Annotated in this window: 12 protein-coding genes; all 12 read left to right on the plus strand. The window is 35.0% G+C overall.

From position 1 onward, the window contains the following. Positions 1-182: 182 nt before the first annotated feature. The 12 genes from J7E44_RS10510 to J7E44_RS10565 all read left to right on the plus strand — a co-directional run bounded on the left by J7E44_RS10510 (position 183) and on the right by J7E44_RS10565 (position 15,028). Positions 183-347: a hypothetical protein gene (locus J7E44_RS10510; RefSeq protein ID WP_214829100.1), complete on the plus strand. Its 165-nt coding sequence runs from the start codon at positions 183-185 to the stop codon at positions 345-347. 43 nt (positions 348-390) lie between these two features. Further along, on the plus strand, positions 391-2,886 hold the full coding sequence (locus J7E44_RS10515; protein WP_214829102.1) for an ATP-dependent Clp protease ATP-binding subunit: 2,496 nt from the start codon (positions 391-393) through the stop codon (positions 2,884-2,886). An 80-nt stretch (positions 2,887-2,966) separates the two neighbouring features. Beyond that, positions 2,967-3,836 (plus strand): lytic transglycosylase domain-containing protein, encoded by an 870-nt coding sequence (locus J7E44_RS10520; RefSeq protein WP_214829104.1) that lies wholly within the window; start codon positions 2,967-2,969, stop codon positions 3,834-3,836. Positions 3,837-3,875: 39 nt separating this feature from the next. Continuing rightward, a complete protein-coding gene (locus J7E44_RS10525; protein WP_214829106.1) occupies positions 3,876-5,813 on the plus strand; it encodes a type VI secretion system Vgr family protein in 1,938 nt (645 codons plus the stop codon). A gap of 2 nt (positions 5,814-5,815) precedes the next feature. Next, positions 5,816-7,495, plus strand: coding sequence for a T6SS phospholipase effector Tle1-like catalytic domain-containing protein (locus J7E44_RS10530; RefSeq protein WP_214829108.1), 1,680 nt, complete (start codon positions 5,816-5,818; stop codon positions 7,493-7,495). A 61-nt stretch (positions 7,496-7,556) separates the two neighbouring features. Further along, positions 7,557-8,549 carry a DUF2931 family protein gene (locus J7E44_RS10535; RefSeq protein WP_251040545.1) on the plus strand — a complete coding sequence of 331 codons (993 nt, stop codon included), beginning with the start codon at positions 7,557-7,559 and terminating at the stop codon, positions 8,547-8,549. Positions 8,550-8,612: 63 nt separating this feature from the next. Continuing rightward, positions 8,613-9,608, plus strand: coding sequence for a DUF2931 family protein (locus tag J7E44_RS10540; protein ID WP_251040546.1), 996 nt, complete (start codon positions 8,613-8,615; stop codon positions 9,606-9,608). Positions 9,609-9,671: 63 nt separating this feature from the next. Then, positions 9,672-10,670, plus strand: coding sequence for a DUF2931 family protein (locus J7E44_RS10545; protein ID WP_251040547.1), 999 nt, complete (start codon positions 9,672-9,674; stop codon positions 10,668-10,670). A gap of 394 nt (positions 10,671-11,064) precedes the next feature. Then, the gene (tssD, locus tag J7E44_RS10550; protein WP_214829116.1) at positions 11,065-11,478 is read left to right on the plus strand and encodes a type VI secretion system tube protein TssD; all 414 of its coding nucleotides are present in this window, start codon (positions 11,065-11,067) and stop codon (positions 11,476-11,478) included. A gap of 253 nt (positions 11,479-11,731) precedes the next feature. Then, positions 11,732-13,897, plus strand: coding sequence for a type VI secretion system Vgr family protein (locus J7E44_RS10555; RefSeq protein WP_251040548.1), 2,166 nt, complete (start codon positions 11,732-11,734; stop codon positions 13,895-13,897). Positions 13,898-13,905: 8 nt separating this feature from the next. Next, complete coding sequence (locus tag J7E44_RS10560) at positions 13,906-14,796, plus strand: hypothetical protein (RefSeq protein WP_214829120.1); 891 nt, start codon at positions 13,906-13,908, stop codon at positions 14,794-14,796. Continuing rightward, positions 14,771-15,028: a hypothetical protein gene (locus J7E44_RS10565; RefSeq protein WP_214829121.1), complete on the plus strand. Its 258-nt coding sequence runs from the start codon at positions 14,771-14,773 to the stop codon at positions 15,026-15,028. The genes J7E44_RS10560 and J7E44_RS10565 overlap by 26 nt, the downstream gene beginning before the upstream one ends.

The following is a 15,028-nucleotide window of genomic DNA, read 5'->3' on the forward strand; positions in this document are numbered from 1 at the left end:
CACATTCATAAGAAAAAGACTGTCCATCAAAAGACAGTCTTTTTTGCCTGAGATGATGCATAGTCATGTTCACTATAGTCATAGTAATAGATATAATATAGATATAATATTTTTATAAAGTAATACTTTAAACAGATTAAATATTTTTTTTTACCTTTAAACTTCACCACAATCACAAAGTTATGTCAACCACACTTGAAAAAATGCACGGTTCATCTTTTAATATTTCACAGAATACAGATGACGTTCTGATGGATTTTCATATAAGTGACGGATATCCGATGCAGTTGCTGCTGGTGAAATTTAAGAGAGATTCTCTTCTAAGAAAGACTATCTTTTTACACTGAAATTATTTACACTAAACAACATATATTAATAAGAAAACTATCAATGGGAGTACTAGTAACCAACGAAACAGTAAAACAGCTTTTTCATATTGCACAATCGATAGCAAGAGAAAATTACAATGCCACTTATGGTGGTCCGCATCTTTTGCAAGCTTTAATGCATAAAGACATCGGACTCAATGAATTCTTGAAAAACATTGATAAAGATCCGGGTTATTTTTATGAATGGGCGGATGTACGTCTTGAAGATTATCCTAAGACAACTCATCTTCCTGACGAAGTGAGACAGGATGAGCATGTGGATCTAATTACAGAGGAAGCAGATGATATAAGGCTGAAACTAGGTTTAGATGAAATTACCCCCATCTGTATACTTACAGCTATCGTGAAACCTCAGGTTGCATTTTCATTACAACAGTTGAAATCTTTGCCATTAAGAGAGCATGAGATATTCAATTTATATAGAAAAGATTCGCCTTTCAGTACATCTGAAAATGGTGAGATTTCTTCACTTTTTTCTAATACATCAGATTTTACAGATTCCTCTTTTCCGTCCATCAAAAATTATTGTGTGGATCGGACAGCACAAGCAAGAAAAGGAACCCTGGAAAATATCATTGGCAGGGATAAAGAATTAAGAATGCTTGTTGAAATTCTTTGCCGTAGAAGTAAACCGAATGTTATTATAATTGGTGAACCGGGAGTTGGTAAAACAGCCTTGGTAGAAGGTTTTGCTACTGAAATTACAAAAGGGAATGTTCCTGAAATGCTTAAAAACGGAACTCTTTTGGAGTTGGATACCGGAGCTTTGCTTGCGGGAACTTCATATAAAGGCGAAATTGAAGACCGCCTGAAAAAAGTAATCAACGAATGTAAAAAGATAGAAAAAGCTATTTTGTTCATTGATGAAATTCATACCCTTTTAGATCCTAAAGGGAGTATTGGAAATGTTGCCAATCTTCTGAAACCTGAATTGGCAAGAGGCGAGATTACTGTTATCGGTGCCACAACGCAGGAAGAGTATAGAAAAATTATCGAACCGGAACAAGCCTTCAACAGACGTTTTGAAGTGCTTACCGTAAATGAACCTGATGAGAAGACGTGTGTAAAAATGATCGATGTTCTTTTAGATGGATATAAAAAGCATCATAATATTGAAGTTGAAAAAACAGCTATACCTGAATGTGTTCGATTGGCGAAACGATATGCAAAAGGAAAAAAATTACCCGATGCAGCAATTGACTTGTTAGACAGAACAATGGCTGCTATAAAAATGCTTGATGAGCTTTCTGAAAAAGAACTGGAAAGCTGGAAAACAATCTATGAAACAATTTTAAAAGAAGAATATCTGGATAGTAAAGATCAGGCTGACGAGCTGATCTGGAACTATAATTTATTAAGAGATAAGATCAGTCCTATTTTGTGGGGTTCTTTGAGCGAGCAACCTGCTATTGATAATTCAATGCCGGTTGATCAGATCAAAAAGATCATTGATGATACATTTACAGAGCTGCTTGAACATGCTTCAAAGAAAAGAGAGAGAGTAAGTAAGCTTGAGTTGGCAGCAGTGATGGCAGCAAAAACTAATATTCCGATCGGTAAGATCCAGGCTCAGGAAAAAGAAAAACTTCTGAATATGGAATCGCTTTTACTGAATAGAGTGGTAGGTCAGGACCATGCCTTAAAAATACTTTCCGATGCTATTGTTGAGAACCGAAGCGGACTTAACAAACCAGGTCAGCCAATAGGATCTTTCTTTTTACTGGGACCTACAGGAACAGGAAAAACAGAATTGGCAAAATCGATGGCTGAACTTCTTTTTAATGATGAAAAAGCCATGGTTCGTTTTGATATGTCAGAATTTAAAGAAGAACATTCAGCAGCATTATTATATGGAGCTCCTCCAGGATATGTAGGATATGAAGAAGGAGGAATGCTTGTCAATAAGATCAGACAGCAACCTTATACTGTAGTTCTGTTTGATGAGATCGAGAAAGCACATCATTCTGTTTTTGATGTATTTCTTCAGATTATGGATGAAGGAAAAGTACATGATAAACTTGGAAAAGAAGGAGATTTCAGTAATGCTATAATACTATTTACCTCCAATATTGGAAGTGAAGAAATTGTAAAACAATTTGAAGAAGGAAAGGTTCCCGGATCTTCAGCATTAATGCAGATTATGTCTAATTCAGGGAGATTCAGACCAGAATTTTTAGCAAGGATTACAGAAATTATTCCTTTTGCACCTATTACGGAATCTATTGCCGAACGAATTTTCAATATCCAGTTAAAGTCACTTCATTCTTCATTAACGAGATTGGGAATGACACTTAAAATCAGTGATGAGGCTGTTAAAAACCTTGCCCTTGGAGGATTTAGCAGTAAATATGGTGCAAGACAGATCTCAGGAGTTATTCGTGCCCAATTGGCAAGACCTATTTCAAAAATGATTGTTCGTGAAGAGGTAAAAACAGGGCAGACGATTCATGTAGACTGGAACAGTGAAGAAGACAAATTAACGTGGAACGTAGTATAAGTCTGTAAAAAATAAGGTAAAATTAAAAATGTTTTATTTTTAGTTTTACCTTAAAATATATTTAATTATTAAATATTACAATGAAAATTAATTTCAAACATATTGTAACGGGATTATTATTGGTGGTCTCCACTCATTTTGTTAATGGGCAATTTCTTTCTGCTTCTGATACTTCCGAAAACAGTGTGAAAAGATATAAAAATATCATTAACTCAAACAAAGAGATCGTTGATTTTATAGAGTATTCACTTTCTCAAAAAGGTCTGCCTAAGCATTTAAGAAATCTGGCGTTGATCGAATCAGGGTTTGATAGAAGACAGGTTTCAGGAGCTGGAGCAGTAGGGGTCTGGCAGTTTATGACCGCTCACGCCAATCAGTATGGTCTTTCTGAGCAAAGCCGTACAGATTTATATAGAAGTACAAAAACAGCAGTTGTTTCATTAGCTAAGCTATATAGAAAATACAACAATTGGGTTACAGTAGTAGCTGCTTACAATTGTGGTGAAGGAAATATTTCTAAAGCAATGGCTGCTGCGGGATCTCCACAATATCATATTTTCAGCAAATATCTACCTGGGGAAACGATCAATCATGTTAAGAAATATTTAAATGCTTGCTATGCAACAGGTGAATTACAAAATGTATTGAATGATTACAATAACTCCAGGATGAATATGGTCTTCCAGAATGGGACTGGACAAAATTCGGGAACTGTTTCACTTGCAGAAACGGATATTAATGCTGGATTCGATCTGAGTATTGTGGCTGATGAGCTTGATGTAGATGTTGATAAAATCCTGGCATGGAACCCTGGTATAATGGAGGAACTTCAGCAAAGTGGCGAAAGTATATTCTACCTGCCAATTGATTTAATGCCTGATTTTTTACTAAAGAAAAATAAGATACTTAGCCGCTCTATTAAAGGAGGGAATAAAACAGCTACCCAATGAAAATGCTAAACGATAAAGTTTAATCCAAATGAAGTTAATATGAAATTAGAATCACCAAATATACCACAAACCCCTTCTTTTCGTCCTTCACAAAATGCAGATGGAGTCTCTGATAGTCACCACACAGGCATCAATCGTCTTGTAAAATTATCCCTTGTTATTGAAGGTAATGTAATTAGCTATTATAAGCACTTTAAGCTAAAGCAGAGTGCTCAGCGTCACCATGAGTTTACACTTACTTTAGCTCATGATACATTAGGAAACCGGCAAACACATACGTTGGAGGAAGCTAATAAATTTTTAGGGAAAAGACTTACTGCTGTTATTTCTTATAAAGACATAGAAAACAGCCCCGAAAGAACTTTCGTAGGGATCATTACCGGAGTAGGGTTCAGTCAGGAAAAAATGAGTTTAGGGAATATTGTTTTAACTGGTTATAGCCCTACGATTCTCTTGGATGGTGCACCTCATGTCCAAAGCTTTGGCGGCGATCAACCTGTTAATATGGGAATTATCGCTGAAGAGGTCATCAAGCAGGGCATCGATAAAAGCCGTTTTGATATTAGAGTAGATACCAATGATTATTCGCAGATTATTTACAGTAGTCAGTATGATGAAACCCATTATAACTATCTGGCGAGAATGGCTGAAGCTTATGGTGAACAGTTTTACTATGATGGCGAAGTGCTCCACTTTGGAAAGCTTCCGGCACAAAACAAACCTATTAAACTTACCTATGGTAGCAATGCAAATGATATTAAAGTAGAGCTGAAGGCAGTTCATACCAAACCTCAGTTTTATGGATATAATAGCAGCAAAAATGAAAAACTTACTTCAGCTGCAACGCCTATCCAACATGTAGGTGATCTGGCAAAAACGGCTTATGCTCATAATGACAAGATCTTTAAAACTCCAGCATTACAGGTTGCTCCTGTAAAAGCTTCAACGCACCTTGATGTAGAATACTCCCAAAAGAGTTATTCTGGAAGTGAGGCTGTAAGTGTTTTTTCACTTTCTGGAAATACAACCGTACCATTTTTACATCCCGGATGTGTTGTAGATGTACAAATGCGTAAGCCCGACACGAATGAAAGTGATTATTTCACAAGAATTATGATTACTGAAACAACCCATGAAATAGATACAATAGGCCATTATCAGGGGAGTTTTGATGGAATTGCCTCAGATACCGGATTTTTACCAAAACCGGATTTTAAAATACCTAAAGCAGAGCCACAGATCGCTACCGTAATCTCAAATACCGATCCTGAAGGTCAAGGTCGTGTACAGGTGAGGTTCGACTGGCAGACTAATGATATCACTCATTTTATCCGTGTTATGACTCCTGATGCTGGAGGAACGGATCAGATCACTCAAAACAGAGGTTATGTAGCCATACCTGAGGTAGGAGATCAGGTGATGATCAACTTTGTACACAGTCATCCGGATAGACCGTTTGTGATGGGCGGGATGTTCCATGGAGGTATTGGTTTAGGTGGTGGTGTAGATAACCGTGTAAAATCTATTCAGACCAGAAGCGGACATCGCATAATTTTCACTGAAGATGAAAGCATCATCATTACGGATAAATCAGGAAACAAGATTCATTTAGATACGACGGGAAGTAATATTACTATTACAGCGCCAGAAACAATGACGTTTAACTGTAAGAATATGAATATTAACGTAGGAGAAAATATGAATACCAATGTTGGAATGAATAAAACAGATACTGTCGTGCTTAACAACACAGAAAGTGTAGGTTCCATGAAATACGTTACTACCGGCGCAGATTTTACAACGAATGTTGTTGGAAAAATGAGCCATTATGTAAAAGGTGATATGGAGGTTTATGGTGAAAAAGAACATAAATTGACAAGCCTAAAAGGAGTTGAAGTTAATAGTGAAGGAAAAGTTGAACATCACGCTGAAAAAGAAGTTCAAAATAATAGTGGTGAGAAATCTAAAAATCACTAACGATGAGTATCGAATATTTTGTAGAGGGTAAAACCACTACGAGAACAGGTGGAAACTATCTGACCTATGCTAAAGAAGGCATAGATCATAATAGTTCTGTATCAGTTGAACAAAAGGGAAATGAAGCAGGAGTGAGCTATAATAAAGCTCAGAAAGTGAATCCTAATGATAAACCTATTAACACAATAGATATTAGTCTGAATCTTTTTTTTGATGGGACACAGAATAATAAAACAAATACCAGTCTTGGGGGAGATTTTAAAGAAGCTAGTAGTGATAAAGATGATAGCTATAATAATGAATTTACTAATGTAGCAAAAGGTTATGATGCCATTGATCCCAGTGCAGATAATCAGGTGTCATGGTATATTGAGGGAATAGGAACTGAGGACAAAGAAAGTGATAGTATACTGAAAGGTGTAGCACAGGGGACTGGAGATACTGGAGTGGTAGCAAAAGTAACCAAAGGCTGTTTAAAAGGAGCACAGGCTATCGTTGATAAATTAAAAGGCAACATAAAACCAATCAATATTCTTACTGTTAATGTATTTGGCTTTAGTAGAGGAGCTGCTGCTGCAAGGCATTTTGTACATATTGCCAATTCAAATGCTGCGGTAATATATACTAACTCTAGAAAAGTTATACAGGTTTCTCCTCCCGAATATATCAAAGACGGATATTTGATAATCAAAGATAAAGATGGTTCGAAAGATAAATTTATCAGCCAGCATGGTTATTTTGGAGCTTGTCTTCTAGCACAAGGGTTGGAAGTGAAAGAAATAAGATTCAGATTTGCTGGTTTGTATGATACTGTAGCATCTTTTGGATTGAATCATAGAGGAGGTTTTGGTATTGGTAATGACACGGAGCAGTTAGGATTGGATGCAATTGGTAGCGGTAAAGTGCAATTTGCCTTACAACTTGCTTCTGATGATGAATATAGAGATAATTTTGACCTTACGAATATCAATAGTACAGGGCTGTATGGCTTAGAATTTACTCTTCCAGGTGTTCATTCGGATATTGGTGGATCTTATGGTATTGGAGAAGAAATTTCTGTACTATATTGTGATCCTTATGACCCTTATGATAATGTAAATACCCATAAAGAATGTGAGACATTTAAAAAAATATTAATAGAAGAAGGCTGGTATAACGAAGAACAATTAAAGATTAAATATTTCTACCAAAGTGATGTCAATTATGACAGATGGTGGAACAAGGGTGCACAATATTATGGTCTTGTTGGAACGAGAAACCTTTCCAATAAGTATGATAAAATTCCTTTAAACCAAATGTTTCATTATTCCAAAAATAATGAAGTAAAGTATATGGAAAATAGAATAACCGAAGATCATGCAATTACGGATGATTTTCTTAAGGCTATCTATTCACAATTATCACAATATATGAATGCTTGTAATGATGTTAGGAATAAATATGTTAATAATTATCAGGCTGGAAATAAACCGTCTGTATCTCAATATATAAAAGATATTAAAGCACTTTCTTATTTGAGGCATATCGATAGTGAAAATCTTAGTAAACTAAGAAATAAATATCTACATTGGTCTGCGAAAACTAATCAGATTGGTCTTGATACAAGACCTAATGATGATGCTCCAAAAAGGACAGGAGCATTAGAGGCCAAATTCCGAAAAAGATTTATACAAGATGGATAAAACATTATTAAGATTTTTGTTTTTTTTTACGCTCCTTACTCAAAATATTAGCTGTCAGAAAATGGAAGAAAAGAAGTTGCCAGAATTTCAGGTGGAAATAAGTCACCCTAAAAATGATATGGATGTAAGTCCGGTTGAAGATAAAATAATAACTTTAGAAGGAGTTCCTGCCAGTTTACCTTATGGAAGTACATCTGGGGAATGGGGGACATCTGGAAAAGGTTGGACTGAACAGCACGGAACGCCTATTGGTGCAGATATAACTTATTTCTCGAGATATGAAGATACATTTTACCATTTAAAGGCTGATTTTTCTATTGAAAAAATAAAAGATTATATGCAGCGTGCTTACTCTCAAAGAGAAGCTTTTCTTTATTCTAACCCACTTCAGGAGTATAAAAACTTGGGAAGAGATGAAAAATTTAGCGGTGCAGAGAATCCTTACAATAGTTTTTCAACTTTAGTTTTTGGCTTTGCACCAAAAGGGATGGTGGTAGTGTGGTTAAGATTTAGGGCTGTTCAAATAGAATTGGGTAGATTTCAGGCCGAAAAAGTAAAAGATGATAAAGAACTCGAAAAGAAATTTTTCTCCAAATTATCTGTAACGCGTGAAGAAATGAAAAAGAAAAGGTTTTTAGAGATTAGCTCAAAAGAATGGGATGATTATCGAATAAAGTATTCTTGGAAGCCAGTCATTACCTCTGAAAATAAAAATTTAAGATTGTTCGAAATGAATCTGAGCTATTTTAATGCAGAGGAAGAAGTGATATTGCGTCCCATGGTTGATAATATTCCGATAAAAGAAAGAGCCATTCCAAAAGAATTAAATTTCACATGGGAAACCGGAAAAGATCAACAATATATTGGGAGGGCATTCTTTAACTGGGAAAAAGCGAATGAAGCATTTAAAAAATCTGGAAACAAAGGAAATTTAGAATTTAAGATAGCCCCTGACAATAGTGGATTTCAAGTATATCTTAATGGAGAGTCTTTTCCAGTAGATAGCGTAAGGATCTTCAAAACCGAAAGAGAATTTCATGAATCCTATAAGTAGTTTTAATTGAGGGTTTTTATATTATATCTAATGCTTTTCTTTCATATACTCAGCTGTCAAAAGATGAAAGAAAAAGAAGTACCCGAATTTCATGTAGAAATATGTGCGCCGGCTAATCAATACCGTATAGAGTTTGTTGATGATAAGATTACTACTCTTGAAGGAATTCCCGCAAATTTACCATATGGCGGCACATCGGGAGAATGGGGCACATCTGGAAAAGGCTGGACAGAGCAACACGGAACTCCTATAGGGGCAGATATTACTTACTATGCAGGATATGAAGATACTTTTTACCGTCTGAAAGTAGATTTTCCCGAAGATAAAGTAAAAGATTATATGGAAAGAGCCTATGCTCAAAGTGAGGCTTCTTTGTATACAAAAGAACTTGAGGAGTATAAAAATTTAGGGAGAAATGAAAGTTTCGGAAGTGCAGAAAACCCCTACAACAGTTTTTCAACTTTAGTTTTTGGATTTGCACCAAAAGGAATGGTTGTAGTTTGGCTTCGTTTTCGAGCGGTACAAATAGAATTGGGTAGATTTCAGGCGGAAGTGATAAAAAATGATAAAGAGCTGGAAAAGAAACTATTTGCTAATTTGAGTATGACCAGAGATGAAGTTAAAAAAAGAGATCTTAATCCTGAAGCATTACCTTTAACATGGGATCATTATAGAACCCGATATTCTTGGAAGCCTTTAATTACCTCAGATAACAAAGGACTTCGGTTATTTGATATGAACCTTGATTATTACAATGGTGAAACAGAAGTGATGCTTCGTCCATGGATTAATAATATTCCCGTTAAAGAACGTGCTGTTCCTAAAGAATTAAATTTCACATGGGAAACCGGAAAAGACCAACAATATATTGGGAGGGCATTTTTTAACTGGGAAAAAGCGAATGAAGCATTTAAAAAATCTGGAAACAAAGGAAATTTAGAATTTAAAATAGCCCCTGACAACAGTATTTTTCAAGTGTTCCTAAATGGAGAACCCTTTCCAGTGGATAGTGTAAGGATCTTCAAAACCGAAAGAGAATTTCATGAATCCTATAAATAGTTTTAATTGAAGTTTTTTATATTATATCTAATGCTTTTCTTTCATTTACTCAGTTGCCAGAAAATGAAAGAAGAAAGACTTCCTGAGTTCCATGTTGAAATAAGCAGCCCAAATAATGATTTGATTATAACACCAGTCAAAGATAAAATTCCAACAATAGAAGGAGATTTTGCAACTTTGCCATACGGAAGTTCTTCTGGTTCCTGGGGATCGTCTGGAAAAGGCTGGACAGAACAACATGGAACCCCAATAGGAGCAGATATTATCTATTTTTCAAGATACGAAGACACTTTTTATCATTTGAAAGTGGATTTTCCTGAAGATAAAATCAAAGATTATATGAAGCGTGCCTATGCAGAGGGAGAATCTTCTTTATATAAAAAACCTCTTGAAGAATACAAAGATCTTGGCAGATTTCAGCATTATGGAAGTGCAGAAAATCCATATAGCAGCTTTTCAACCTTAGTTTTTGGTTTCGCCCCGAAAGGGATGGTTGTTGTCTGGTTGCGCTTTGGAATTATCCAGATTGAACTGGGTAAATATCAATCGGAAGTTATTAAAGATGATAGAGAATTAGAAAAGAAATTCTTTGCCGATTTATCTGTTAGCAGAGAAGAAATGAAAAAGAAAAGGTTTTTAGAGGTTAGCCCCAAAAAATGGGAAGATTACAGAAGTAAATATCCATGGAAACCCGTCATTGCCTCTGAAAATAAGGGTTTGAAAAATTTTGAAATGAACTTAAGATATTACAATGGTGAAACAGAAGTGATGCTTCGTCCATGGATTAATAATATTCCCGTTAAAGAACGTGCTGTTCCTGAAGAATTAAATTTTACATGGGAAACCGGAAAAGATCAACAATATATTGGGAGGGCATTCTTTAACTGGGAAAAAGCGAATGAAGCATTTAAAAAATCTGGAAACAAAGGAAATTTAGAATTTAAGATAGCCCCTGACAATAGTATTTTTCAAGTGTTCCTAAACGGAGAACCTTTTCCAGTGGATAGTGTAAGGATCTTCAAAACCGAAAGAGAGTTTCATGATTCGTACGAAAAACAATAGGGAAAAAATCAACGATTTTTAAGATTTGATTATTGAGATATCGGGCTGTGAATTTTCATAGCTTTTTTGTTTTCTTATTCTTAAAACTTAAAACAGAATTTTTTCACTTAATCATAATGAAATGTAAAATTGTCTTAAATTTTTGTTAATATTTCTCTGTTTAGTGTTAAAAAAAAATTGTGTAACGTGTGTTTTGTATATTTAATGCATTGTTTTACAGTTGTTTATGAGTTTATTTATTTCTAAAGTAGTAGAATTACTACACCAAATCGTAGAATTACTACAAAAATTCAGATTACCCTTTAAAAACTTTCAGCTTTAAAATTAGGAGTATATATTTGCTACATAATTGAACACCACATCACAAAATATTAACGATTAAAATTTACAAATCATGGCAGCAAATTCAAGAGGAATTTTAAAATTCAACGGAGGCGAAGGTCAAAAACTTTTAAAGCTTAACTACAGTGTTTCCAGATCTACAGACGTTTCAGGACGTGTAGCATCAGATCCATCAAACGCACTTATAAAATTAACGATCGAAGCTACAGAGAAATCTGATATCTTAGAAAGTTTATTAAATGGTAAGTATAAGCCAACAACTGGAGAAGTTACATTCAATAAATCTCACGAAGAAGGAACTCTAATTACTTTGAAGTGGGAGAATGGATATGTAATCCAACACGAAGTAGACTTCGATGCTGTTGACGAAAACAGTATGTTGATCAGCTTTATCGTAAGTGCAGAGAAAATCGACTACGGTAATGGTATATACGAAGGAGTATGGCCAGGTGGAAGCGGTAAATAATCCGAATCATCTTAGTAAAAATAAAATTGGTACAGAATAGTTTACTCGTCTAGAGTTGACTATTCTGTTTTTTCGTTTTGAGATACGTTAATCTAATAATTTTTCATATATATCTGTTAATTAGATGTTTGTGATTTTGCTTTAGATAGAATTGAGAAAGTTATCTGAACAATAATCAGATATTTGAATTCGTAACACCAGTTATATAAACCTAAATACTAAGGCTATGTTTAAGGATGATAAATCGTCAAAAATGCCAGCTCCAAAAAATATAAAGAGCCCAATTGAACAATTAGGAGATACAACCAAAACACAAGCGATACAAAAAGCTAGTGAAAAAATACAAGAAAAAACAAGCGGTAAGACTCAAAAAGTAACTCAAAAGCTGGCTCAGGCACAAGCTTATTCCGGTATGGTTCAGAATGGTTCCAACCTTTTTATGAACCAGGTTTTACAACCTAATACTCCTTCAATTGTAGAAGATAAAGTATGGTCGAAACAACCTACCTCTAAAATTCATAATGCTAATGCGATCCCTGAAAATCAGTTAATGGGTATTAATCGGGTTGTAAAACTTGAGATTATAATCGAGGGAAAAATCGTTAAGCATTTCAAACATTTTAAATTACGACAAAGTGCAATAAAGCATCATGAATTTGATCTGATGCTTGCTCACGATACTCTAGGTAGTGCTGAAAACCATAATCTGGAAGAAGCACAGAATTTCTTAGGAAAACGAATCACAGTAGTATTCAAATACAAAGATGTTGAGGACGGTCCTGAGAGAAGTTTTGTTGGAGTTATCACTGAAGTCGGTTTTAGTCAGGAGAAAGGAAGTCTCGGAAATATTGTGCTTACAGGATCCAGTCCTACTGTTCTTTTAGATGCAGCTCCACATATTCAAAGTTTTGGAGGAGCTCAGGAAATAAGTTTGAATAGTATTGCCGATCAGGTAATCAGAGAAGGTCTGGGACAAAATAAATTTGATTTCAGAGTCGATTCACAACACGGAAATGTCTCTTATAGCTCCCAATATGAAGAAACCCACTATAATTACCTTGCAAGAATGGCTGAGGCATATGGAGAGCAATTCTATTATGATGGAGAAGTGTTGCATTTCGGAAAACTTCCACCACAGGAAAAACCTATTAAACTCACTTACGGAAGTAGTGTAAACGACGTAAAGATCAGGATGAAAGCCCAGCACGTTAATCCTACTTTTTATGGCTATAACAGCAGTAAAAACGAAAAATTAACAACAGGCAATTCAAAAATAAATCACAGTTCAGATATTGCTAAAAGAGCATATGAAATTTCCGAGAAAACTTTTACGACACCATCACTTCGAGTAGCACCTATTAAAGCTTCTTCGTTTATGGATATTGATGCTTCCCAAAAAGGAACTGCGGGAAGTAAAGCTTCTGATGTTTTCATCACCTCTGGGAATACCACAGTTCCGTTTCTGTATCCTGGATGTATTGCAGATATAGAAATGCGTAAAACAGATAGTAATCAGACCTCTTATTTTACGAAATTAATGATCACGGAGGTGAATCATGAAGTTGATGCCAGAGGATATTATACCGGTACTTTTGATGCTATTGCTTCTGATACGGGATTTATTCCGCGTCCGGAATTCGTGGCTCCGAAAGCGGAAGCTCAATTTGCAAAAGTAATTTCAAATACAGATCCCCTGAACCAAGGCCGGGTACAGGTACAATTCGACTGGCAAAACGGATCTACGACTACAGAATTTATCAGAGTGATGACTCCGGATGCAGGTGGCAGTGATAAAGTAAGTAAAAACCGGGGATTTATGGCTATTCCGGAAGTAGGAGATCAGGTAATCGTTAACTTCGTTCATCAGCATCCCGACCGTCCTTTTGTAATGGGCGGAATGTTCCATGGTGGTGTTGGAGGTGGTGGCGGAGCCGGAAATAATATCAAAAGCTTAAGTAGTAGAAGTGGAAATAAACTGGAATTGGATGATGGTGCAGGTTCTGTCTTTTTAACGGACCAAGGAGGAGCTAATATGAAGTTTGATGGAGCTGGAAATGCAACAACAAATGCCAATAATGATAAAACAGTTAAAGTAGGAAATAATAATACAGTAAATACAGGCAGTAAAAATACCATCAACGTTGGAAGTAAAGACGGCGGTGGTTCAAATTCTATGTTTTCTATGGATAAAGCCGGAAACATTTCTCTGGAATGCGATACGAATGTTACCATTAAAACAGGAGCGAGTTCAATTACGTTAAAATCTGATGGAACCATTATTCTCAGTGGAAAAATAATTGGAATTGGTGGTGAAGGAATAGGTCTTTCAGCTTCAAAAGGAATTGATGTGTCTTCTCCTGCCAATCATATTGGAGGCGGTCAGACAAAAATAGATGGTGGAGATGCCTTTATTAATTAAATATAAATATGAGTGATTCTCTTAAAATAAAGAATACATTTTCTGAACAATATACTTTAATAATAGATTCAGATATTAAAGCTGTAAACGTACATATGACTTCCCGTTCACAGTTAAGGTGGGATTTTACAGTTTTAAAAATAAACGAAGATCATATCGAAATAAAAATAATATTGCTGGATCATATTTTACTGGAAGCAAATAATCCATTAATTAAAGAAGTAGCGGCTTTAACAAATGCTTTTTCAAGATTGTATAATGAATTATATTTAAAAGTAAACACTGAAGGTAAGGTAACGGAGGTACTCAATATGAATATTATTCGATCCAAATGGAAGCAAACAAGAGCTGAAATGGAGAAGATTGCAGAAATTAATCCCGACATTAAAAATGCTATTGTTCTCAACGATAATATTTTTGAAGATGAGACGAAATTAATGGAAGGCATTCAGAATAATGAATTTTTCCTTATGTATTTCAATAAAATTTATGGGAGAAAGATTCCAGGAAATTATAAAGGAAATGCATTAAACTTCTTTAATTCTGCTAACGTGCATTGGAGTTTCGATCTGAAAAATATAAGTAATCCTTTGCTGTCTTCAGATGAAATGATTGTGGAAATTTCTGGAGAACCTTCTGTTTTATTGAATATAGGATTTTATAACAGAGCCTACATTCAATTTTCCAATCAGATCGATGTCTCAAAACTGGAAACAGCATTGCAGGAAAAAGGAATATACAGAGTAGATCAATATACAGGGCGGATTATAGAAGCTTCTTTGACCAGAGAAGAAATTGCTGATCCTGAAAATCTTTATACAAAATTGAAATATACATTTTATAGCGACGAAATTTTTAAATATAAAATGTCGAATGAACACAATACAGCGAATTCCTGATGTAAGATCTTATATTAAAGGTATTTCTATAAGAAACTATAGTTTCGGATTTATTTTAAAATCCGATAAGAAAAACTGTATTAGAAGTTTTTTCATATTCATTGAGAAAGAATATGAAAAGGAACAAGAAAAATTTATCAGAAAAATCGGTTATGGTATCGAGCATCAATTGATTAATGATAGAAATAGAATAAAAGCCCATAGGAGAAAACAAATTCTAAAAAAACTGTGA

Origin of the sequence: Chryseobacterium sp. ISL-6 (assembly GCF_018613715.1) — a bacterium.
In the GTDB taxonomy this organism is placed as follows: domain Bacteria; phylum Bacteroidota; class Bacteroidia; order Flavobacteriales; family Weeksellaceae; genus Chryseobacterium; species Chryseobacterium paludis.